The organism is Mesorhizobium sp. M0910 (assembly GCF_040319465.1).
Classification (GTDB): Bacteria; Pseudomonadota; Alphaproteobacteria; order Rhizobiales; family Rhizobiaceae; genus Mesorhizobium.
Window position 1 is genome coordinate 161,427 of sequence record NZ_JAMYNZ010000006.1, and the last position, 22,044, is coordinate 183,470.

General features: G+C 62.9%; 15 protein-coding genes. 7 read left to right on the forward strand and 8 right to left on the reverse strand.

Going from position 1 to position 22,044, the window contains the following annotated elements:
* Positions 1 to 4: 4 nt before the first annotated feature.
* The 7 genes from NKH78_RS16835 to NKH78_RS16865 form a co-directional block, all read right to left on the reverse strand.
* Positions 5 to 649: a S24 family peptidase gene (locus NKH78_RS16835; RefSeq protein ID WP_352506176.1), complete on the reverse strand. Its 645-nt coding sequence runs from the start codon at positions 647 to 649 to the stop codon at positions 5 to 7.
* Positions 650 to 730: 81 nt separating this feature from the next.
* Entirely contained in the window at positions 731 to 2,950 is a 2,220-nt protein-coding gene (locus NKH78_RS16840) for a 3-hydroxyacyl-CoA dehydrogenase NAD-binding domain-containing protein (RefSeq protein ID WP_352506175.1), read from the reverse strand.
* A gap of 12 nt (positions 2,951 to 2,962) precedes the next feature.
* Positions 2,963 to 4,171, reverse strand: a complete 1,209-nt coding sequence (locus NKH78_RS16845) for an acetyl-CoA C-acetyltransferase (protein WP_352506174.1) — start codon at positions 4,169 to 4,171, stop codon at positions 2,963 to 2,965.
* A gap of 17 nt (positions 4,172 to 4,188) precedes the next feature.
* The gene (locus NKH78_RS16850; protein WP_254816313.1) at positions 4,189 to 4,644 is read right to left on the reverse strand and encodes an OsmC family protein; all 456 of its coding nucleotides are present in this window, start codon (positions 4,642 to 4,644) and stop codon (positions 4,189 to 4,191) included.
* An 8-nt stretch (positions 4,645 to 4,652) separates the two neighbouring features.
* Positions 4,653 to 5,822: an acyl-CoA dehydrogenase family protein gene (locus NKH78_RS16855; protein WP_352506173.1), complete on the reverse strand. Its 1,170-nt coding sequence runs from the start codon at positions 5,820 to 5,822 to the stop codon at positions 4,653 to 4,655.
* Between the two features lie 238 nt (positions 5,823 to 6,060).
* A complete protein-coding gene (locus tag NKH78_RS16860) occupies positions 6,061 to 7,857 on the reverse strand; it encodes an acyl-CoA dehydrogenase (RefSeq protein WP_352506172.1) in 1,797 nt (598 codons plus the stop codon).
* A gap of 248 nt (positions 7,858 to 8,105) precedes the next feature.
* On the reverse strand, positions 8,106 to 8,567 hold the full coding sequence (locus NKH78_RS16865; RefSeq protein ID WP_352506231.1) for a MerR family transcriptional regulator: 462 nt from the start codon (positions 8,565 to 8,567) through the stop codon (positions 8,106 to 8,108).
* Positions 8,568 to 9,119: 552 nt separating this feature from the next.
* Here NKH78_RS16865 and NKH78_RS16870 point away from each other — a divergent pair.
* The 4 genes from NKH78_RS16870 (at position 9,120) to NKH78_RS16885 (ending at position 16,245) form a co-directional block, all read left to right on the forward strand.
* Complete coding sequence (locus NKH78_RS16870) at positions 9,120 to 12,974, forward strand: peptidoglycan-binding protein (RefSeq protein WP_352738425.1); 3,855 nt, start codon at positions 9,120 to 9,122, stop codon at positions 12,972 to 12,974.
* 190 nt (positions 12,975 to 13,164) lie between these two features.
* Entirely contained in the window at positions 13,165 to 14,088 is a 924-nt protein-coding gene (locus tag NKH78_RS16875; protein ID WP_023676949.1) for a sulfite exporter TauE/SafE family protein, read from the forward strand.
* Entirely contained in the window at positions 14,088 to 14,879 is a 792-nt protein-coding gene (locus tag NKH78_RS16880) for a TIGR02186 family protein (RefSeq protein ID WP_352448631.1), read from the forward strand. Before NKH78_RS16875 ends, NKH78_RS16880 begins: the two co-directional genes overlap by 1 nt.
* 109 nt (positions 14,880 to 14,988) lie before the next feature.
* Complete coding sequence (locus NKH78_RS16885; protein WP_352777893.1) at positions 14,989 to 16,245, forward strand: Hsp70 family protein; 1,257 nt, start codon at positions 14,989 to 14,991, stop codon at positions 16,243 to 16,245.
* 5 nt (positions 16,246 to 16,250) lie between these two features.
* Here the strand turns inward: NKH78_RS16885 and NKH78_RS16890 are convergent, their stop codons facing one another.
* Positions 16,251 to 17,153, reverse strand: a complete 903-nt coding sequence (locus NKH78_RS16890) for a LysR substrate-binding domain-containing protein (protein ID WP_352738420.1) — start codon at positions 17,151 to 17,153, stop codon at positions 16,251 to 16,253.
* Positions 17,154 to 17,432: 279 nt separating this feature from the next.
* Between NKH78_RS16890 and NKH78_RS16895 the strand changes: the two genes are divergently transcribed.
* The 3 genes from NKH78_RS16895 to NKH78_RS16905 are packed head-to-tail and all read left to right on the forward strand — an operon-like array spanning position 17,433 to position 22,043.
* Positions 17,433 to 20,366, forward strand: coding sequence for a molybdopterin oxidoreductase family protein (locus NKH78_RS16895; RefSeq protein WP_352738417.1), 2,934 nt, complete (start codon positions 17,433 to 17,435; stop codon positions 20,364 to 20,366).
* A complete protein-coding gene (locus tag NKH78_RS16900; RefSeq protein WP_254816304.1) occupies positions 20,363 to 21,097 on the forward strand; it encodes a 4Fe-4S dicluster domain-containing protein in 735 nt (244 codons plus the stop codon). Before NKH78_RS16895 ends, NKH78_RS16900 begins: the two co-directional genes overlap by 4 nt.
* 10 nt (positions 21,098 to 21,107) lie before the next feature.
* Positions 21,108 to 22,043: a dimethyl sulfoxide reductase anchor subunit family protein gene (locus NKH78_RS16905; RefSeq protein ID WP_352738415.1), complete on the forward strand. Its 936-nt coding sequence runs from the start codon at positions 21,108 to 21,110 to the stop codon at positions 22,041 to 22,043.
* Position 22,044: the final 1 nt, after the last annotated feature.

A 22,044-nucleotide genomic window follows, 5' to 3' on the forward strand; every position in this document is an offset into this window, starting at 1 on the left:
GCGCCTACTGGCTTGCCCAGACAATCCGCGCCACCCATTCGACATCGCGCATGGGGATGTCGCGGTCCGGGTGATCGGGATTGAGGGAGACCAGCGCGATCGACTTCGGTGTCTGGCGGTCGAGCACCTTGGCCATCACCTCGCCGGCATTGGTCTTGACGACGACGCGATCGCCCTTTCGTATGGTAGCTCCCGGCTCGACGATGAGGACATCGCCATTGCGGTAGAGCGGCAGCATGGAATCGCCCTGGACCTTCAACGCATAGGAGCTTTCGGTTGCCCGTGCCGGCAATTCGATCAGGTCCCATCCCTGCCCCGCCGGAAACCCGGCATCGTCGAAGAAGCCACCGGCGCCCGCCTGGGCGAAGCCAAGCAGCGGCACCGACGATTTCTGCACGGGCAGTGCGCCGGAATTACCCCGGCCTTCGACCAGTCCTGCAAATTCATCCAGCGAGGCGCCGGTCGCCTCGATGATCTTAGCCAGCGATTCGGTAGACGGCCAGCGCGGCCGCCCATCTGAGGACAGCCGCTTCGATTTGTTGAAGGCGGTCGAGTCGAGCCCAGCGCGCCTGGCCAGTCCGGAGGCCGAAAGCGAATAACGCTCGGCAAGAGCGTCGATGGCGGCCCAAACGCGGTCGTGCGAGAGCACCTTGCTCTCCTTCGAAACAGGAAAAAATACCTTCGCTGTTCTACCCCTTGGCCGCCATCTTGTCCACCGCCGGAGACGGCGTCAGGCCGCCTCCTTGGCCTCGTTCCTGGTATAGGGATCGAAGCGCTCGTAGAAGGTCTCGCCCTTCTCGGCCATCTCGAGCAGCAGCTTCGGCGCCTTGAACTCGGCGCCGTATTTCTTCTGCAGGCGCTTGGCGAGTTTGACGAATTTCTTCGCGCCGATGCCGTCGATGTAGGACAGTGCACCGCCTGTATAGGGTGCGAAGCCGAAGGCCAGGATCGAGCCGACATCGGCCTCGCGTGGGTCGGTAACGATGCCCTCTTCCATGACCCGTACCGCCTCAAGCGCGATGGTGACCAGCAGCCGCTGCTTCAGTTCCTCATAGTCGACCTGCTCCGGCGACAGCTGCGGGTAGAGGTTCCTGAGGCCTGGCCAAAGCTTCTTCTTTGCCGGTTTTGCCGGATAGTCATAGAAGCCCTTGCTGTTCTTACGGCCCAAGCGACCATGCGTGTCGACCATCGTGTTGATCAGCGCCATCTGCTTCGGATCGACCGCCTTGTCGCCGAGGTCGCGCGTGGTCTGCTTCATGATCTTCTGGGCAAGGTCGATCGCCGTCTCGTCGGTCAACGCTAGAGGACCGACCGGCATGCCAGCGGCTTTCGCCGCATTCTCGATCATCGGCGCCGGAACACCTTCGATCAGCATCTTGTAGGCTTCCGACATGTAGCGCAGTACGCAGCGATTGACGTAAAAACCGCGCGTATCGTTGACGACGATCGGCGTCTTCTTGATGGCGCGGACAAAGTCGATCGCGGTGGCCAGCGCCTTGTCGCCGGTTTTCTTGCCGAGGATGATCTCGACCAACATCATCTTGTCGACCGGCGAGAAGAAGTGGATGCCGATGAAATTCTTCGGCCGCGCCGAATTCCTGGCCAGCGATGTAATCGGTATGGTCGACGTATTCGAGGCGAAGATCGCCGACGGCTTGAGTACAGCCTCGGCCTGTTCGGTGGCATCCTTCTTGACGGCCGAGTCCTCGAACACCGCCTCGACCACAAGATCGCAGCCGGCAAGATCCGCGTAATCGGCCGTTGGCGTAATCAGCGACAGCAATCGATCCTTGTCCTCCGACTTGGCACGGCCCTTCTTCACCTGATCCGAGATCAGGGTCTCGGAATGCGCCTTGCCCTTGGCGGCGGACTCCATGTCGCGGTCGAGCAGCACCACCGGAATGCCGGCCTTGGCCGTTACATAGGCGATCCCGGCGCCCATGAAGCCGGCGCCGAGCACGCCGATCTTCTTGAACGTCGTTTCCGGCACACCAGCTGGGCGGCGAGCGCCCTTGTTCAGTTCCTGCAGCGAGACGAACAATGAGCGGATCATCGCCGCCGCTTCCCTGGTCTGCATGATCTCGGTGAAGTAGCGTTGCTCGATCCGCAAGGCGGTATCGAACGGCACCAGCAGGCCCTCGTAGACGCATTTCAGGATGGCGGCGGCAGCGGGATAATTGCCAAAGGTCTCGCGGCGCAGAATGGCGATGGCCGGCGGCCACAGATTGGCACCTGCCACCGAATAGATCGGAGCGCCGGGCAGCTTGAAGCCCTTTTCATCCCATGGCGCCACCGGTTTCAAGCCGTTCTTGATCATCGCCTTGGCAGTTTCGACCAGCTTGTCCGCCTCGGCAATCTCATGGATCAAGCCCATTGACTTGGCCTTCTGCGGCGACAGCGTCTGGCCGGACGTCAGCATTTGCAGCGCCTGCTGCTGGTCGGTCAGCCGTGGCACGCGCTGGGTGCCGCCGGCACCTGGAAAAATGCCGATCTTCACTTCCGGAAGCGCCATCCTCACCTGGTCGGAATCGGCCGCGACACGGCCATGGCAGGCGAGCGACAATTCGAACGCGCCGCCCATGCAGGTGCCGTTGATCGCCGAAACCCACGGCTTGCCCGAGGTTTCCAGTTTACGGAACAGGCCATTCATAGCGCCCGCCTTGTCGAACAGCGCCTTGGTCGCCTTCTCCGGGTCCTTCGCTTTGTCGGCGGCGAAGGTCGCCAGCATCTTCTGCAGCATGGTGATGTCGGCGCCGCCCGAGAACGTATCCTTGCCGGAGGTGATCACCGCGCCCTTTATCACTGCATCGCTTGCCACTTTGTCGACGATGGCGTTCAGTTCGCGCATCACCTCCTCGGTGAAGACGTTCATCGAACGGTCCGGCATGTTCCAGGTGACCAGCGCAATGCCGTCGGCGTCGATGTCGAGGGTGAAATTGGTGTAGCTCATCATCTCTCTCCGTCAGACGCGTTCGATGATCGTTGCAGTGCCCATGCCGGCGCCGATGCAAAGCGTCACCAGCGCGGTGTTGAGATCACGGCGTTCCAATTCGTCCAGCACCGTACCGAAGATCATCGCACCGGTGGCGCCGAGCGGATGGCCCATGGCGATGGCCCCCCCATTGACGTTGATCCGGTCATGCGGAATGTCGAAAGCCTGCATGTAGCGCAGCACCACCGAAGCGAAGGCCTCGTTGAGCTCGAACAAGTCGATGTCCTGCAGCTTCATCTTCGCCCGCTTCAACAGCTTCTCGGTGACGTCGACCGGGCCGGTCAGCATCAGCACCGGTTCGGAGCCGATATTGGCGAACGCACGGATGCGCGCGCGCGGCTTGAGGCCGAGCGTCTTTCCCGCCTTTTTCGAGCCGAGCAGCACGGCCGCCGCGCCGTCGACAATGCCGGACGAATTGCCGGCATGGTGGACGTGGTTGACCTCTTCCACCTCGGGATGCTTCTGCACGGCGACGGCGTCGAAGCCGCCCATTTCGCCCGGCATGACGAAGGACGGATTGAGTGCGGCCAGCGACTGCATGTCGGTCGAGGGCCGCATGTGCTCGTCATGGTCGAGGATGGTCAGGCCGTTCTGGTCCTTGACCGAGATCACCGAATTCTTGAAGCGGCCCTCGCCCCACGCCTTGGCGGCACGCTTCTGGCTTTCGACCGCGTAGGCATCGACATCGTCGCGCGAAAATCCGTATTTGGTGGCGATCAGGTCGGCCGATATGCCTTGCGGCACGAACCAGCCGGGCAGGCCGACCGAGGGATCCATGAACCAGGCGCCGCCGGAGGCGCCCATGCCGACGCGCGACATTGATTCGACGCCACCGGCAATGACGATCTCGTCGGCGCCTTGCGCGATCTTGGCGGCGCCGAAATTGATGGCGTCGAGGCCCGAGGCGCAGAAGCGCGATATCTGCATGCCGGGCGCCTTGGTGTCGTAGCCGGCCTCGAAAGCGGCGGCACGTGGAATGACCGCACCCGCCTCGCCAACCGGATCGACGCAGCCGAAGATGATGTCGTCGACGGTGCTAGTGTCCAGCCCGTTGCGGTCGCGGATGGCCTCGAGCACCTTGGCGCCGAGCCGCACCGCCGGCACTTCGTGCAGCGAGCCATCTTTCTTGCCCCTGCCGCGCGGCGTGCGCACCGCATCATAGACATAAGCTTCGGCCATTGGTGATCTCCTGTGATCTAAAATCGGGGCTCGACCACCACTTCGGTCCGCACCGAATTGGCGATGAAACAGGCGTCGTGCGCCTTGTGATGAATACTCTCGATCATAGCCGCATCTGCGTCGCATTCGACGAGCGGCCGAAGGGTGACATGTGTGATGGCTGTGCGCCCCTCAGCATTCTTGGCCATCAGGCCTTCGGCTTCGTCGTGATAAGATCGGACATTGAGCTTAGCGCGTTTTGCCAGATCCAAGAACCAGAGCATGTGGCAAGAAGAAAGCGAAGCGACGAACAGTTCTTCCGGATCGACGATCGTTGCATCGCTAAAAGGTGCCGGCACAATCGACGGCGATGCGGAAGCGGAGATGACCGCGCCACCATCAAAATGAAGTTCATGGACCCGGGAATAGCGGCCGGAAAGGAAATCCTCCCGTGCCCCCGACTTCCAGCGAAGCCCAGCAAAATGCTTCGACATGCGACCTCCTAAAGGCTCCGCCCGATCAGCAATTTCATGATCTCGTTGGTGCCGCCGTAGATGCGCTGGACGCGGGCATCGCGGAACATGCGGGCGATCGGATATTCATTCATGTAGCCATAGCCGCCATGCAATTGAAGGCATTCGTCGACGACTTTTCCTTGCAGGTCTGACAGCCAGTATTTGGCCATCGAAGCCGTCACCGGGTCGAGGCCACCGTTAATATGGCGGGCAACGCAGTCATTATAGAAGACGCGGCCGATGGTCGCCTCGGTCTTCAATTCGGCAAGCTTGAACTGGGTGTTCTGGAATTCGATGATGGCCTTGCCGAAGGCCTTGCGCTCCTTGACGTAGTCGATGGTAAGCGCCAGAGCCCGCTCGACCATGGCAATAGCAGTGGTGCCGATCTGCAGCCGCTCCTGCGGCAATTGTTGCATCAACTGGACGAAGCCCTGGCCTTCGTCATTGCCGAGCAGGTTCGAGGTCGGCACACGCACGTCGTTGAAGAACAGTTCCGACGTGTCGTTGGCCTTGAGGCCGATCTTGTCGAGGTTACGGCCACGCGCGAAACCCTCCACCTCGTCAGTCTCGACGACGATCAGCGAGATGCCCTTGGCGCCCTTCTCAGGATCGGTCTTGGCAACGACGATGATGAAATTGGCGAGCTGGCCGTTGGTGATAAAGGTCTTCGAGCCGTTGAGCTTGTACCGGTTGCCGTCCTGTTCGGCGTGCATCTTGATGCCCTGCAGGTCTGAGCCCGCACCCGGCTCAGTCATGGCGATGGCGCCGATCAGTTCGCCGGTCGCCAGCCTCGGCAGCCACCTCTTCTTCTGCTCCTCCGAGCCGTAGTGGAGGACATAGGGGGCAACGATCGAATTGTGCAGGCCAATGCCGAACCCGTCGACGCCGACATGGCCGATCGCCTCGATGATGGCGCTCTCATGTGCGAAGGTGCCGCCCGATCCGCCATATTCCTCCGGCATCGAGGCGCACAGCAGTCCGGCAGCACCCGCCTTCTGCCAGCTTTCGCGGTCGACCATCTCGTTCTTCTCGAACTCGTCGTAACGCGGCGCGATCTCTTCCGACATGAAGCGGTGCGCCATGTCGTAAAGCATGCCGACCTCGTCCGCCGCCCAGACGGGCTTGGGAAGGCCCAGGATTTCGGCGGGGTTGGTCATGGTTTCTCCCTCGCGCCGACGTCCCCCTCCCCCTCGAGACGAGGGTGGCCGCGAAGCGGCCGGGTGGAGTCGCCGATGACTTGCTCGACCTTATCTTTTACAACCTGCGCCATGTGCCACGGCATTGCGATCATTTTCCTCCAAGGCATGCACCAGAATGGAGGTCGGCGCACTGCAGGCAGGACCCCTCCCGGCCCTTCGGGCCACCCTCCCCTCGAGGGGCAGGGGAACGCCGAAGCTAGAACGCTTCCGCCGCCAGTGCCATCAATGTGTCGGCACCGCTGGAGATGCGGGCAAGATGCGCCGACGTCTCCGGCATGATCCGCTCTATGAAGAAGCGCGCCGTCACCAGCTTGTTGTCGTAGAAAGACGAAGCGCCGTCGGGACCATCAGCCAATTTCGCTGCGGCCACCTTGGCCATCCGGGCCCACATATAGCCCAGCGCCACCAGGCCGAAGAGATGCATGTAGTCGGTCGAGGCGGCACCCGCATTGTCGGGCTTGGCTATGCCGTTCTGCACCAGCCACATCGTCGCCGCCTGCAGATCGTCGAGGCCCTCTTTAAGCGCCTTGGTGAAGGGCGCCATCTTCTCATCGGTGCGGTTCTCCTCGCAGAACTCTCCGACTTCCCTAAAGAAGACCTGGACCGCGCGGCCGCCATTCAAGGCCAGCTTGCGGCCGACGAGGTCGAGCGCCTGGATGCCGTTGGCACCCTCATAAATCATGGCGATGCGGGCATCGCGGACGAACTGGCTCATGCCGTGTTCTTCTATATAGCCGTGGCCGCCGAACACCTGCTGCGCCATTACCGCATGATCGAAACCCTTGTCGGTGAGCACGCCCTTGACCACCGGCGTCATCAGGCCGGTATAGTCGTCTGCGACCTGGCGATCTTTGTCGTCACCGGAGCGGTGAGCGATGTCGGACTTGATCGCCGTCCACAGCGCCAGCGCGCGGCCGGCCTCGTTGAACGCCTTCATGGTCATCAGGCTGCGGCGGATGTCCGGATGGACGATGATCGGATCGGCCTTCCTGTCCGGCGCCTTCGGTCCTGACAGCGAGCGGCCCTGCAGACGGTCCTTGGCGTAGGAAACCGCATTCTGATAGGCGACCTCCGATAGTGAGAGCCCCTGCAGGCCGACGCCAAGCCGCGCCTCATTCATCATGGTGAACATTGCTTTCAGCCCGCCATTGGCCTCGCCGAGCAGCGTGCCTTCAGCGTCGTCGTAATTCATGACGCAGGTCGAGTTGCCATGGATACCCATCTTCTCCTCGATCGAGCCACAGGAGACGGTGTTCTTCTCGCCGGGATTGCCTGAGACATCGAGCTTGAACTTCGGTACGATGAACAGGGAGATGCCCTTCACGCCATCCGGCGCGCCCTCGATACGGGCCAGCACCAGGTGGACGATATTGTCCGACATGTCATGCTCGCCGGCCGAGATGAAGATCTTCTGGCCGGAGATCCTGTAGGTGCCGTCGCCATTTGGGACGGCCTTGGTGCGCAGCAGGCCAAGATCGGTTCCGCAGTGCGGCTCGGTCAGATTCATGGTGCCGGTCCAGGCGCCCTCGACCAGCTTCGGCAACCATGTTGCCTTCTGCTCTTTGGTGCCATGGGTGATGATCGCAGCGATCGCGCCTTGCGTCAGGCCGGCATACATCATGAGCGACATATTGGCCGACACCATGTATTCGGCAACCGCGGTGTGCACCGCGTAGGGCAAGCCTTGCCCGCCAAACTCGACAGGTGCGGCGAGCCCCATCCAGCCGCCTTCGCGATACTGGTCGAAGGCCTCCTTGAAGCCTTTCGGCGTCGTTACCGAACCGTCGTCATGGCGCACGCAACCTTCCGTGTCGCCGACACGGTTCAGCGGCTGCATCACGTTTTCAGCGAGTTTCGCCCCTTCGGCAAGGATGGCCTCGAGCACATCCGGCGTGGCGTCGGAAAATCCGGGAAGATTGGAATAGCGCTGATACCCCAGCACTTCGTTCAGCACGAACAGCGTGTCCCGGATCGGCGCCTTGTAGATCGGCATGCGTTTTCCTCCACCATGCGGTCTTGGCCCCGAAATCAGCCCCAGTGTACCAGTGTATGAGGATAGCAGGCGGGCCAGTATGACGGGTCGGAGATACCAAATGTTGACGTTTGCGTAAACGTCAATTCTGCGGTGCGACGAATTTTCTCCCGCGCGCCAAGACCGCAAACGGCGAAGGACGGCAAACGACGAAGAACCCCGCAGCGAAAGCCGCGCGGCTCTTATCCGTCGGAAATCGAAAGCTTAGTTTAGCTCGCCACGCTGGCCTGCGGCGTCGAGCGCTCGATCAGCATTTGCCGGACAGTCAACATCGAAGCACTCAGTTCGCTGATGGCATCGTCGATCAGCGCCCGCTGCTTCTGCAGACGGGCAAGCTGCTTCTCCGACTTGTCGAGCGCCAGCCGCAATTGCTTTGTGTTGGAGCCGTTCGGATCGTAGAGGTCCATCATCTGCTTGACGTCACGCAGCGAGAATCCGACCTTGCGGCCAAGCAGGATCAGCTTCAGCCGGGCCCTGTCGCGGCGCGTATAGAGGCGGGTCGAGCCGTCGCGCTGCGGGTTGAGTAAACCCTTGTCCTCATAGAAACGCAGCGTACGCAGCGTCACTCCGTATTTCTTGGCCATTTCGCCGATGCGGACAAGCTCTTCACCGGTTTCGCTCGACATATCGTTGGTATTGGCCGCGGCTTGACCGGGCGAAATAAGTTTCATGGTCACTGGCTTTCCCCGTCTGGTGGCGTCGCGGTCGCGGACCTTGCGTCGCCTGAGTGAAAGCGGGGGCGTGCTTCCACTCGTGGTTTCAGCTAACAAATCGCAAACGGCGTAATCCGCTCATTTACGTTTACGTCAATTCTATATCGATAGCCGCCTTACCACGCAAGAGCGTTCTAGGTTTGGAACTTTATGCCGCAGCGCCGGCGGATGACCTAAAAAGTCGTTGCCGATTTCGGGGACGATCATGCGGCTGATCAAACTTCCACGGCGTCTGTTGTGCGTCCAATAGAAGACACCCGGCGCCGTCCGCAGCCAGCCGACAAAGTTGCAACTTCTTAAGCTTGGTTAACGCGTTGTTTACCACGTTGGGGCGAAATGTGCGCATGTCGGTTACCCGTGTCTATCCTGTATTGAATTTTTCACGGTTTTCGGAGCGCGGATGAGACCCGGGAAGCTCGTCTTCCACTGCAACAAGCCACGCAGTCGCCTTCGTCCCGGCAGGACTTTGGGAACCTGGTGAAAGCCAGCAATTCTGAAACGGGCGCATTGATGAACAGCAAGCGGTCCTACCTCGATACACTCAACGCCGGCAGGCAACGCCGGCCGCACACGACGCTTGAAGAGCTCAACCGCTCCCTGGAAACTCTGGAGCAGCGGCTGGAGCGGACGCGCGAGGAGACGACAAACCACCCCGATCCGCGCCGACCCGCGGCAGAACCGCGCTATCCCAGCGCTCAACCCTATGGCCAGCAGCGCCGGTATGAAGACCCACGCGAGGCGCAGCAGCCGAAAGGTCCCGCAGCGGCCTTCGACCAGAACTACCAGGCGATCGCCCGCGATATCGACCGGGTGCGCGGTCAGGAGGACAGCGTCGCCTTAGCCGGCAAGATCGCCGGGGAATTGCGCGGCCTGCGCGAAGAGCTGCGCCAGCAGATGACCTCCGGCCTGCAACGCGAGTTCGACGTACTGCGCAAGAATATTGAGCGAGCCTTCCAGTCAAATGGCGGCGGCAAAGGCAGCGCCGAACTCGGCGTCGAGTTCGAGCGGCTTTCCGGCGCCATCCAGACACTGGCCGAAAAAAGCGACGACAGAAGCGTCAATATGCTGCGGCTCGAGCTTGAGCAGGTCAAGGCCGCGCTCGATACGCTAGCGCGCGAGGAGAGCGTGCAGGCGGTCGGCCGCCGCTGGGACGAATTCGACCGCCGCTGGACTGCCTTCGAGGACCGCGTCGACGCCGATCAGCGCAAGCGCTCCGACGCACCCGGCCTGTCGGCGCTGACGGAGCGGCTCGAACAGATCAGCAATGCCGTCAGCAATCTGCCGGAATCGCTGTCGCTGCGCTCGCTCGAAGAAAAGGTCCGCACGCTTGCCGGAGCGGTCGATCATTTCGCCCGCCAGCAGGACAATCGCGGCAGCGACACATTCAGCCAGATCGACGAGCGGCTCGACGAGATTTCCCGCGCGATCGTCGCCTCGACGGTTGCCGCGCAAGCCAATTCGTTCGACCCCGAGCCCTTCGAACGCATCGAGAAGCGGATCGATTCACTGGCCCAGCAAATCGAAGAAGTGTCGCAGGATCGTCCGGGCCGGGAGGTCATCGACCGGCTCAACACATTGTCGAGCCGCGTGGACGAACTGGCCGGCCGAGCCAATCTGCCGGAACAGGCGATGGAGCGCCTTGCCAGGCAAATCGCGCTTATCTCCGACAAGATCGACCACGCACCGGCCATGCCCGACGCCGATTACATCTTCCAGGGGCTCGAGCAGCGCTTCGACGTGCTATCCAGCATGATGGAACGCCGCCAGGGCGACGCCATCGAACAAGGCAACATGCTGTTTCGCGACCTCGAGCGCCGGTTGGACGAGGTCGCCGACAGGCTGGACCAGCGCATGCCGCAGGTCGACAACGCCGACATTATGGATGCCATCGACGCCCGCTTCACCGCGCTGGCCAAGCGGATGGAGACACGCGTTCCAGATCCCGCCAACGAGGCGGCGATCCGCGGCCTGGAGAGTCGGCTCGAAGACATCTCAAGCCGGCTGGATTCGTCCGCCGCACAAGTCGCCAGCATCGACCCGGCTTTGATCCGCAGCCTCGAAGCGCAGGTCGCCGGCCTGACGGCGCACCTTTCCAAGCCCGGCACGCCGCTGCCGGAATTCGACGACATCAGCCCGCGTCTCAACGAAATCGAGAAATCGCTGGCCGGAACCCGCGATTCCATCCTCGGCGCGGCGCGCGAGGCGGCCGAGAGTGCCGTCCGCTCGCTGGCCGGATCAAGCGCCAACACGGCGGCCGTTACCGGCCTCGCCCAGGACCTGAAGACGCTCGAGGCGCTGACGCGCCGTTCGGACGAGCGCAATTCGAGGACGTTCGAGGCTATCCACGATACGCTGCTCAAGATCGTTGACAGGCTTGGTTCACTGGAGACCAGCGAACCGGCAAGCGCCGAGTTGAGTAAGCGCTCCGGCCGGGCATCCAAGATCTCGGTGCAGGACGCACCGTCGATGGACATCGACCAGTCGCTGCCGTTAACGGGTAACATGGCCGATCTCGACGGCCGCGCCGCGGCGCTCGTGCGCGGAGAGCCAGGTCCGCGAACGCCGGCCGAGGCCGCCGCCGCAGCCGCACTGGCGGCTCTCGGTTCAGACACGACACGTGAAAAGAACGAACAAGGCGGCGGCAGGAAATCGATGTTAGGCGGGCTGGCGCGCGCCCTGAAGGGCAAGAAGGAGGCCGAGACGCCGCCGCTTGCAGGCTCGGCGCCGAGCGCCGAGATACCGAGCGTCGATCTCGACGAGCCCCTCGACCCCAAGCTCGCCAACCGGCCACTGGAACCCGGCTCCGGCGCACCCGACCTCAGCGCCATCATGAAGCGCGTGCGCGACGAGCGCGGGCAGCCGGCCAGAGAAGGCAGCGCCGAGGCGGCGAAATCGGACTTCATCGCGGCAGCCAGAAGGGCCGCGCAAGCGGCGGCCGCCGAGGCGGACGCCCTCAAGCGCCAGTCGACGATGAAAGGCCCGGTCAAGGCACTCAGGATCGGCGACCTGCTCAAGGCGCGGCGCAAGCCGATCCTGATGGGGGCAATCGCCATCATGCTGGCGCTTGCCGGCCTGCAACTGGGCAAAGCCTTCTTCTCCGACCCGGTCGAAGTCGCCGACAATGAGGCGGCGCCGGCCGTGCCCGTACAGCCGGTGGAAACCGCATTGGCCAGCGTTGCCAGCGAGCCGAAGGCGGACGCGCAGACAACAACACAGGAGAGCGAGCCGTCGCCCACCGTCAGGCAGGCCGAGCCATCCGCATCGATGACCAAGGACGACACGGCGGCGCAAACCGGCCCCGCCACACCGGCAGCCGAGGCATCGACGGCGCCCTCGCCTTCCGGAGCGTCCGCTGACCTGGCGGCGCCAGACACCACGGCCGCAGTGCCCGCGCCGGCAGCGGCGACCGCCGAGCCAAAGGCTGCCGCGCCTGCTATTGCCCCCGCTGCCACGCAGGACACGACCGGCACTGTGCCGCCGGCGGATGCTGCCCCGGCAGGCGTTGCCAAGATCGACGTTCCGGCCGATGCCGGGCCGGCCGCCCTGCGCGATGCAGCGGCCGGCGGCGACGCCAAGGCGCTGTTCGAGATCGGCTCGCGTTACGCCGAGTCGCGCGGCGTTAAGGAAGACATGACGGCGGCGGCCAAATGGTATGAGAAAGCTGCCGAACTCGGTTTCGCACCGGCAGAATACCGCATCGGCAACTTCTACGAGAAGGGCATCGGCGTCGCACGCGACATCAAGAAAGCGAAGACCTGGTACCAGCTTGCCGCAGAGCAGGGCAATGCCAGCGCAATGCACAATCTTGCCGTGCTGTTTGCGATGGCGGCGGACGGCGTGACCGACAACGAATCGGCAGCACGCTGGTTCCAGGCGGCGGCGGATCTCGGCGTCAAGGATAGCCAGTTCAATCTCGGCATCCTCGCGGCGAAGGGCGTCGGCATGAAGCAGAACCTCGAGGAGAGCTACAAATGGTTCGCACTCGTCGCCAAGACCGGCGACAAGGATGCGGCGGCCAAGCGCGACGAGATCGCCAAGGCGCTGAGGCCCGAGCAGCTGGAGCGTGCGCGGGCCGCGGCTGAACTGTGGAAGGCCAAGCCGCTCGATCCAGCCGCCAATTCGGCCGACGTTCCTGAATCGTGGCAGGACGGCACACCGCAGACGACCGCCGGCATCGACATGAAGAAAGCGGTCCAGAACATCCAGCGCATTCTCAACAAGAACGGCTACGAGGCCGGCAATCCCGACGGGATGATGGGCCAGAAAACCAAGAACGCGATCATGGCCTTCCAGGCCGACAACGATATGAAGGCAACCGGCGCGATCGACGAAAAGCTGGTCAAGGCGCTGCTTGCGAGTAAATAACGGCGGATGCGTCGTTTCCGCGACGCCCTTGCCACAGATTTGCCTGTTAACTGATTGAGTTGTTTTTGTTTCGGCGGTGCGGCGAAGTTTGACTTCACGGCCCGGCCGGCGCAAGAACGAGATAGCCTTCTGACGCAAAATGCCCGCAACGGTTGCATTCGCCAGGAGGCAAACTGATCGAGACTGACGGGTGGGCATCTATCTCCCGATCGCGGAAATTTCCGTCAACATCTTCGTGCTGCTGGCCATGGGTGCGGCGGTGGGTTTCCTGTCGGGCATGTTCGGCGTGGGCGGCGGCTTTCTCATTACGCCACTGCTGATCTTCTACAACATACCGCCGGCAATCGCGGTCGCCACCGGCGCCAACCAGGTCATCGCTTCCTCCTTCTCCGGCGCCCTGTCGCACATGAAGCGCGGCACGCTCGACTTCAAGCTTGGGGGCGTGCTTTTAGCCGGCGGCATCGTCGGCTCGACTGGTGGTATCTATGTCTTTGCGCTCCTGCGCCGGCTCGGCCAGCTCGACCTGTTCATCTCGCTGCTCTACGTCGTGCTGCTCGGCACCGTCGGCGGACTGATGCTGGTCGAGAGCGTCAATGCGCTGCGCGCTACTCGCAGCGGCGCCGCACCGGTGTTGAAGAAATCCGGCCAGCATAATTGGATCCACCGCCTGCCGCTGAAGATGCGGTTCAGGGCCTCGAAGCTCTTCGTCAGCGTCATTCCGGTGCTTGGGCTGGGCGCGGCGATTGGCTTCCTGTCCTCGATCATGGGCGTCGGCGGCGGCTTCATCATGGTGCCGGCCCTGATCTACCTTTTGAAAGTGCCGACCAACGTCGTCATCGGCACCTCGCTGTTCCAGATCATCTTCACCTCGGCTTACACCACGCTGGTCCACGCCACCACCAATCAGACGGTCGACGTCATGCTCGCCTTCCTGTTGATGGCAGGCGGCGTCGCCGGCGCGCAATATGGCGCCAAGGCTGGTCAGAGGCTGCGGGGCGAGCAACTCAGGGCACTGCTGGCGCTGCTCGTGCTGGCGGTAGCCATCCGGCTTGCCATCGATCTTTTCGTCACGCCGCCCAATCTCTATTCTCTGTCCGGCGTGGGCCTGAGCTGATGGCCGGCCTAAGGACGCTCGCGGCCGCCGTCTTGCTGTCGCTGCTGGCTGCTGCGCCACCGGCGAAGGCGCAGGCGCCACTAACCGAAAACATCCAGATCGGCCTTTCCACCGACAATGTCTCGATTACCGCCGGCTTTTCCGGCGCCGACCTGACCATTTTCGGCTCACTGGAAAATGCCGATCCGCTTGTCGCGCGGCAAGGGCGCTACGACGTGATCGTCGTGCTGGAAGGCCCGGCTCGGCCGGTCGTCGTGCGCCGCAAGGACCGGGTGCTCGGCGTCTGGGTCAATCTGGAGTCGGAGACCTTCAAAAACGTACCTGTCTCCTATTCGGTGGCGACGACGCGGCCGCTGCAGGACGTCACCGATCCGAACAGCTACAAGCAGCTGTCGCTTGGCGCCTCCAACCTCTATTTGCAGCCGGCCGACGCGGAGGACAGCCCGGCGACAATCGAGGAGTTCACCGCCGCGCTGCGCGAACGCAAGGCGGCGACCGGCCTCTACAGCGAGAATGTCGGCGGTGTGCAGTTCCTGTCGCAGAACCTGTTCCGCGCCACCGTCAGGCTCGCCCCAAACGTTCCGGTCGGCACCCATAAGGCCCGCGCCTTCCTGTTCAAGAGCGGCTTGTTCATCAAGGAAAGCTCCGCCCAGCTCGAAATCCGCAAGTCCGGTTTCGAACAGTCGATCTTCCGCGTCGCGCACGACTATTCCTTCCTCTACGGTGTCTTTGCCGTATCGCTGGCCATGCTGACCGGCTGGCTCGGACGACTGGTGTTCAGGAAAGACTGAACTCTCGTAAAAGTGGTTTCCCTTTCCGAGGGTATGGGTTAGACCGCGACCCCCGGGCCCGACCGGACACGAGCTGCTGCTCCCCAAATCAGAAATACAGGAACGCACGATGCGACCAGCATTCGCCGGGATCGACTTCGGCACTTCGAATTCCACCGTAAGCGTGGTCAGGAACGGGCAGCCGCGGCTGGTGGCGTTGGAAGACGGCCAGGTCACGCTGCCCAGTGCGGTGTTTTTCAATTTCGAGGACAACCGCACCTATTTCGGGCGACGCGCCCTTGCCAACTATACGGACAGTATCGAAGGCCGCCTGATGCGCTCGTTGAAGAGTGTGCTCGGCAGCTCGCTCGCCCACGAAAAGACACGCATCAAGGCGCGCTCGATCGGCTTCATGGAGATTGTCGGCCTGTTCGTCGGCCATCTGAAAAAGAAGCTGGAAGAAGAAGCCCATGACGCGGTCGACAGCGTCGTGCTGGGACGGCCCGTGCAGTTCGTCGACGACGATGCCCAGGCTGACGCGAAGGCGGAGCACGAACTCGAAAATGCCGCTCGTGCCCACGGCTTCAAGCACATCGCCTTCCAGTTCGAACCGATTGCCGCGGCACTCGACTACGAACAAAAGGTGACGCGCGAGGAACTGGCGCTGATCGTCGACATGGGCGGCGGCACGTCCGACTTCTCCATCGTGCGCGTCTCGCCCGAGCGCGCCCGCTCGCTTGACCGCAAGGACGACATCCTGGCCAGCCGCGGCATCCACATCGGCGGCACCGACTTCGACCGCCTGTTGAGCATCGCCCATGTGATGCCGCAGCTCGGCTATCTCTCACTGACCAAGGATGGCAAACGTAATCTGCCGGCGAGCTACTTCATCGACCTGGCGACGTGGCAGCGCATCAATCTGGTCTATACCGCGAGGGCGATGACGCATCTGCGCCAGATCCGCTATGAGGCGGAGCGCGCAGACCTGGTCGACCGCTTCATCCACATCGTCGAGCATCGTTATGGCCACGCGCTGGCGGCGCTGGTCGAAAAGGCCAAGATCGAGCTGACGGACCGTTCGTCGGCCGATGTCGAGGTCGCGCTGCCGGAGGTGAGGTTCACGGCAGAAATCACGCGCAAGGGTCTCGAAGCCACCATAGCCAGGGACATTGAGCGTGTTGCGGCTACGGTCGAGCAGACCATCCGCGACGCACAGGTGAAGGCCTCGGACATCACCGCGGTGTTCTTGACCGGCGGATCGACCGCGATCCCGCTGGCCAGGCAGCGGATCCTGGCGCTGGTGCCGCAGGCGTCGGTAATCGAAGGCGATGTGTTCGGCTCGGTCGGGCTTGGGCTGGCGCTCGACGCGCAGCGGAAGTTCGGCTGATCGGCTTAAAGCGGCGCGGGTATCTCAGCTTTGCCGCCAAGATGCGCCTTGAGCGCCATCTGGGCCAGGCTTGGCTGCCGGTCGCGATGCGTGATCATGGCAAATTCGCGCTTCGGCAGATCGACCGGCACAGAACGTAGGCTACCTTCGGCGACCGCGCGGGCGACGACGAGTTCCGAGATGATGCTGGCGCCGGCGCCGGCCTCGACCGCCTGGCGAATAGCCTCATTGCTCGGCAATACCAGGAATATCTGCAGGTCCGCGAACGAAATCCCGTCGCGTCGGGCAAGGTCCTCCAGCGCCTCGCGCGTGCCCGAACCGCCTTCGCGAATGATCCAGCGAAGCCCGCCAAGATCGGGATGTCCAGGCGAAACTTCCGCGATCTCAGGGTGCGAGCGCGCCACGACCAGCATCATGCGATCGATATCGACCTTGGCACGCCGCAAAATGTCGGATTCGGTGCGTCCCTCGACCAGGCCAAAATCGGCTGCGCCATCAAGTACATTGGTCTCGACCTGCCTGGTGTTGCCAATGCTCACGCTCAGCCTGACGGCAGGATAGGCTTCGTGGAAAGAGGCGAGCCGGCGCGGCAGCCAATAGCTGGCAATGGTCTGGCTGGCAGCGATCGAGAGACTGCCGGTGATCGTTTGCGAGACATGCTCCAGCACGTTGTGGGCGGCCGCAGCCCGCTCGAGGACCGCCTTGGCCTCGGGCAAGAATCGGCGTCCGGTTTCGGCGAGCTCGATGTTGCGGCCGACGCGGTTGAACAACTGGACGCCATGCTGCTGTTCGAGCGAGCGAATCGCGGCGGATGCGGCCGACTGTGAGATGCCCAGCAACTCGGCCGCTTTGGTCATGTGCGCCCGTTCGGCGACGGCGACGAAGATCCGCAACTGGTCCAGGGTCATTCCGACACTAAGAAGCAAATCCGATTGGAATTACAAGAGCAAGTTGTTAGACGGATCGGTCGCTTTGTTCTAAATTTTGGCCCGAAATTGGAAAAAAGTCGCGCCAGAGCAGTCGAGGGTAGAATTGGTGGGGCGGTTCAAATCCGCGTTTGCGCACTGGACCCGCAGCCTGCGGCGGCGGCTCTTGGGTGAACGCTATCGGCCGGAAGAGCATTACATGCGCGGCCCAGGCCCGAAGACGAGAGCCAAGTTCGCCGAGCGCAAGAGCATCACCGAACCATGACCAACAACCTGCTGCGCGGAGCCAATTCGGCACCATCACAACGGCCGCTTGCCGATACGCGAGCGCCCGCTGAACGCGACGGCGTCGATACTTCGCCTGATGTCTCCGACAGCATCGCCAAGACCACCTGCTATATGTGCGCCTGCCGCTGCGGCATCGACGTCCATATCAAAGATGGCAAGGTCCGCTACATCAACGGCAACAAGGATCATCCAGTCAATCGCGGCGTGCTGTGCGGCAAAGGCAGCGCCGGCATCATGCAGCATTACAGCCCGGCCCGGCTGACGAAACCATTGCTGCGCACCGGACTGCGCGGCTCGGGCGAGTTCCGCGAGATCGAGTGGGAGGAAGCTTTGTCGCTCGCGACAGAACGGCTTTCGAGCATCCGCCAGACCGATCCGAAGAAACTCGCCTTCTTCACCGGCCGCGACCAGTCGCAATCGCTGACCGGTTGGTGGGCGAGCCAGTTCGGCACGCCGAACTTCGCGGCCCATGGCGGTTTCTGCTCGGTGAACATGGCAGCCGGCGGCCTCTACACGATTGGCGGCTCGTTCTGGGAATTCGGCGAGCCCGACTGGGACAACACCAAATATTTCATGCTGTTCGGGGTTGCCGAAGACCATGATTCCAATCCGATCAAGATCGGCCTCGGCAAGCTCAAGGCGCGCGGCGCCAAGGTGGTTTCAATCAATCCCTGCCGCACCGGCTACAACGCGATTGCCGACGACTGGATCGGCATCCGGCCCGGCACCGACGGCCTGTTTGTGTTCGCCCTCATCCACGAATTGCTGAAGGCAGGGCGCGTCGATCTCGACTACCTCCTGCGCTACACCAACGCCCACATCCTGGTCATTCAGGAGCCTGGAGCCGCCGATGACGGGCTGTTCATGCGCGACGGCGACGGCAATCCGCTGGCTTGGGACAGGGTGGCGAAGACGCCTGTCGACGCCGGCGATACCGACGCAAAGCCCGCACTGACCGGCAGCGTTCTCGTCGACGGCCGCCGCTGCGTGCCGGTCTTCCAACTCGTCGCCGACCGCTATCTGGACGAGTGCTATTCACCCGACGCCGTCGCTGACCGGTGCGGCATCTCCGCCGACACGATCCGACGCACTGCTGCAGAACTCGCTCATGTCGCCTTCGAACAGCAAATCGAACTGCCGGTGGCCTGGACGGACTGGGCCGGCCGCCGGCATAAGACCATCAAGGGTCGGCCGGTGTCGATGCATGCGATGCGCGGCATCTCGGCCCATTCGAACGGGTTTCACACTTGCCGCGCCATTCATCTGCTTCAGGTGCTTCTCGGCACGGTGGACGTGCCGGGCGGCTTCCGCTTCAAACCGCCTTATCCGCGGTCCGCGCCGCCGGGTCCAAAGCCCGCCGGCAAGAATGTGAAGCCGATGACACCGCTCGAAGGCATGCCGCTCGGCTTCGTCTGCGGACCTGAGGACCTGCTGATCGATGAAGGCAGCAGGCCTGTTCGTATCGACAAGGCATACTCCTGGGACGCGCCGCTGGCCGCCCATGGGCTCATGCACACGGTCATCCGTAACGCCTGGGCAGGCGATCCCTACAAGATCGACACTCTGTTCATGTACATGTCCAACATGGCCTGGAACTCGTCGATGAATACGGTCGAGACGATGGCGATGCTGACCGATATCGATGCGGCGGGCGAGTACAAGATCCCGTTCATCATCTATTCCGACGCTTATTATTCCGAGACCGTGCCCTTTGCCGATCTGGTGCTGCCGGACACGACCTATCTCGAGCGTCATGACTGTATCAGTCTGCTCGACCGGCCGATCAGCCACGCCGACGGTCCGGGCGACGCCATCCGCCATCCCGTCGTCGAGCCGGACCGCGACGTCAGGCCGTTCCAGACGGTGCTGATCGAACTCGGCGCGCGGCTCGGTCTGCCCGGTTTCGTCGATGACGACGGCTCCGCCAAATACCGCGACTATGCCGACTACATCGTCAATCACGAGCGTACGCCAGGTGTCGGTCCACTCGCCGGCTGGCGCGGCAAGGACGGGACCTTGGTCGGTAAGGGCGACGTCAATCCCGACCAGTTGCAGCGCTACATCGACAACGGCGGCTTCTGGCACCAGGATTTCGCGGCCGATCAGCGCTACTACAAGATGGCCAACCGCTCCTATCTCGACTTCGCGGAGAGCATGGGCTTCATCCCGAAAGCCGAGCCGATCGTGTTCCAACTCTATTCCGAGCCGATGCAGCGCTTCCGCCTGGCGGCACGCGGCCATGGCCGGGTGCTGCCGCCGGAAGCCGAGCGTAGCCGCATCGAGACCTATATGGATCCGCTGCCGTTCTGGTATGCGCCCTTCGAAGAGACTGCGGTCGACAGCCAAGCCTATCCGCTGCACGCGCTGACGCAGCGGCCAATGCACATGTATCATTCCTGGGGCTCGCAGAATGCCTGGCTAAGGCAGATCACCAGCCAGAACCGGCTGTTCGTGCATCACCGGACCGCCGCCAGCCTCGGGCTTGTCGATAACGACTGGGTGTGGATCGAGAGCATCAACGGCAAGGTCAAAGGACAGGTCAAGCTGGTCGACGGCGTCAACGCCGATACGGTGTGGACGTGGAATGCGATCGGCAAGCGTCGCGGCAGCTGGGGGCTCAAGGATGACGCGGCCGAATCCAATCGCGGCTTCCTGCTCAACCACATCATCGGCGACCAGACCTCCGCCGATGCCAGCGGCAAACGCTATTCGAATTCCGATCCGGTGACCGGCCAGGCGGCGTGGTTCGACCTGCGCGTGCGCATCGTCAAATGCGCGGTCGAGGAAGCCGGCTTCACCGAGCCGCAGTTCGAGCGGTTCCGGCAGCCACCGCATTTCGAACCCTCGCCCGATAAGCTCACTTTCGGCGCAGAGTTCCGCCGGGAAAGAGAAGCTGCCAGACCATGACCTGCCTTCCCGCCCAAACCGACAAGAAGCTCGGCCTGGTCATCGATCTCGACACCTGTGTCGGCTGTCAGGCTTGCGTCACCGCCTGCAAGGAATGGAACACCGGCGGCCACATGGCGCCGCTGACCGACATCGATCCTTATGGCGGCGACGCCGACGGGGTCTGGTTCAACCGCGTGCACAGCTATGAGCACATGACTGAGATGGGTGGGCGCACGGTCAATTTCCCGCGCTCCTGTCTGCATTGCGAGACACCGGCCTGTGTCACCGTATGTCCGACCGGCGCCTCCTACAAACGGGCCTCGGACGGCATTGTGCTGGTCGACGAGGACAAGTGCATCGGCTGCAAATTGTGCAGCTGGGCCTGCCCCTATGGCGCGCGCGAGTTCGACACCGATGTCGGCGTGATGAAGAAATGCACGCTGTGCGTCGACCGTATCTACAACGACAATCTGGCGGAAGAAGATCGCGTGCCGGCCTGCGTCGCTGCTTGCCCGACCAGCGCGCGGCATTTCGGCGATCTGGGCGATCCGGCATCGGCTATCTCGCAACTGGTGGCCGAGCGCGGCGGTGTCGATCTGATGCCGGAAATGGGCTATAAGCCGACCAACAAATATCTGCCGCCACGTGCCCACACCACCCGCGCCGCATCGGTGCCGGCGCCGGCGCTTGAAGCGGTGCGGGCCGAAGGCGGCTTCCTCGGCTGGGTCGACCGCATGCTTTCGAACTAACCCGCGTCTCATGCATCCAGCATTTTCCGTCGTCTTTTTTACCACCGCCACGGGCGCCGGTTACGGCCTGCTCTCACTACTTGGCGTGCTCGCCGGACAGGGCTTTATCCCGCCCGATTTCTGGCTTGGCCTCACCGGCATGGGGCTGGCGCTTGGCCTGATCTCGGCAGGCCTGCTGTCGTCGGCCGGCCATCTCGGCCGGCCCGAACGCGCCTGGCGTGCCTTCTCGCAATGGCGAAGCTCCTGGCTGTCACGCGAAGGCGTTGCGTCGGTTGCGACCTTCATCCCGGCGGGACTGTTCGGTATTGGCTGGGTGGTCCTCGGCCGTACGAGCGGCTGGGTGGCTGTCGCCGGGCTGCTCGCTGCCATCGGCGCGGTCGCAACCGTCTGCACCACCGGCATGATCTACGCGTCGTTGAAGCCTATCGCCCAATGGCACAGCCGCTTCACCCTGCCCGGCTATCTGATCTTTTCGGCAATGACCGGCTGCGTGCTGCTCAATGCGCTGCTGCAGGGTTTTGCCGTCGGCTCGAATACGCTTCTCGCGGCTGCCCTATTGCTGACCGTGCTCGGCTGGGGCTGGAAGCTGGCGACCTTGCGGTACAACGACCGGCTGGAAATCCCGACCACCGCCAACACGGCGACGGGTCTGGCCGGCGGCGCGGTGCGGTCGATGGAATGGCCGCATACCGAAGAAAACTACTTGCTCAAGGAGATGGGTTTCCGCATCGCGCGCAAGCACAGCGTGCGGCTACGCCAGATCACGCAGGTGCTGGCCTTTGCTTTGCCTGCGTTGCTGTTGGTGGCGGCGTTCGCCCTGCCGTGGCCCTATGCGGCGGTTTCGTCGATGCTCGCCGCAATCGCCCAACTCGCCGGCATGCTGGTCGAGCGCTGGCTGTTCTTCGCCGAGGCCAAGCACACCGTCACTTTGTACTACGGCAGGTAGG

What these genes read in the sequence shown, in the direction of transcription:
- NKH78_RS16840 (WP_352506175.1), bottom strand. Translation starts at nt 2,950, where the DNA reads ATGAGCTACACCAATTTCACCCTCGACATCGACGCCGACGGCATTGCG.
- NKH78_RS16845 (WP_352506174.1), bottom strand. Translation starts at nt 4,171, where the DNA reads ATGGCCGAAGCTTATGTCTATGATGCGGTGCGCACGCCGCGCGGCAGG.
- NKH78_RS16850 (WP_254816313.1), bottom strand. Translation starts at nt 4,644, where the DNA reads ATGTCGAAGCATTTTGCTGGGCTTCGCTGGAAGTCGGGGGCACGGGAG.
- NKH78_RS16855 (WP_352506173.1), bottom strand. Translation starts at nt 5,822, where the DNA reads ATGACCAACCCCGCCGAAATCCTGGGCCTTCCCAAGCCCGTCTGGGCG.
- NKH78_RS16860 (WP_352506172.1), bottom strand. Translation starts at nt 7,857, where the DNA reads ATGCCGATCTACAAGGCGCCGATCCGGGACACGCTGTTCGTGCTGAAC.
- NKH78_RS16865 (WP_352506231.1), bottom strand. Translation starts at nt 8,567, where the DNA reads ATGAAACTTATTTCGCCCGGTCAAGCCGCGGCCAATACCAACGATATG.
- NKH78_RS16870 (WP_352738425.1), top strand. Translation starts at nt 9,120, where the DNA reads ATGAACAGCAAGCGGTCCTACCTCGATACACTCAACGCCGGCAGGCAA.
- NKH78_RS16880 (WP_352448631.1), top strand. Translation starts at nt 14,088, where the DNA reads ATGGCCGGCCTAAGGACGCTCGCGGCCGCCGTCTTGCTGTCGCTGCTG.
- NKH78_RS16885 (WP_352777893.1), top strand. Translation starts at nt 14,989, where the DNA reads ATGCGACCAGCATTCGCCGGGATCGACTTCGGCACTTCGAATTCCACC.
- NKH78_RS16890 (WP_352738420.1), bottom strand. Translation starts at nt 17,153, where the DNA reads ATGACCCTGGACCAGTTGCGGATCTTCGTCGCCGTCGCCGAACGGGCG.
- NKH78_RS16895 (WP_352738417.1), top strand. Translation starts at nt 17,433, where the DNA reads ATGACCAACAACCTGCTGCGCGGAGCCAATTCGGCACCATCACAACGG.
- NKH78_RS16900 (WP_254816304.1), top strand. Translation starts at nt 20,363, where the DNA reads ATGACCTGCCTTCCCGCCCAAACCGACAAGAAGCTCGGCCTGGTCATC.
- NKH78_RS16905 (WP_352738415.1), top strand. Translation starts at nt 21,108, where the DNA reads ATGCATCCAGCATTTTCCGTCGTCTTTTTTACCACCGCCACGGGCGCC.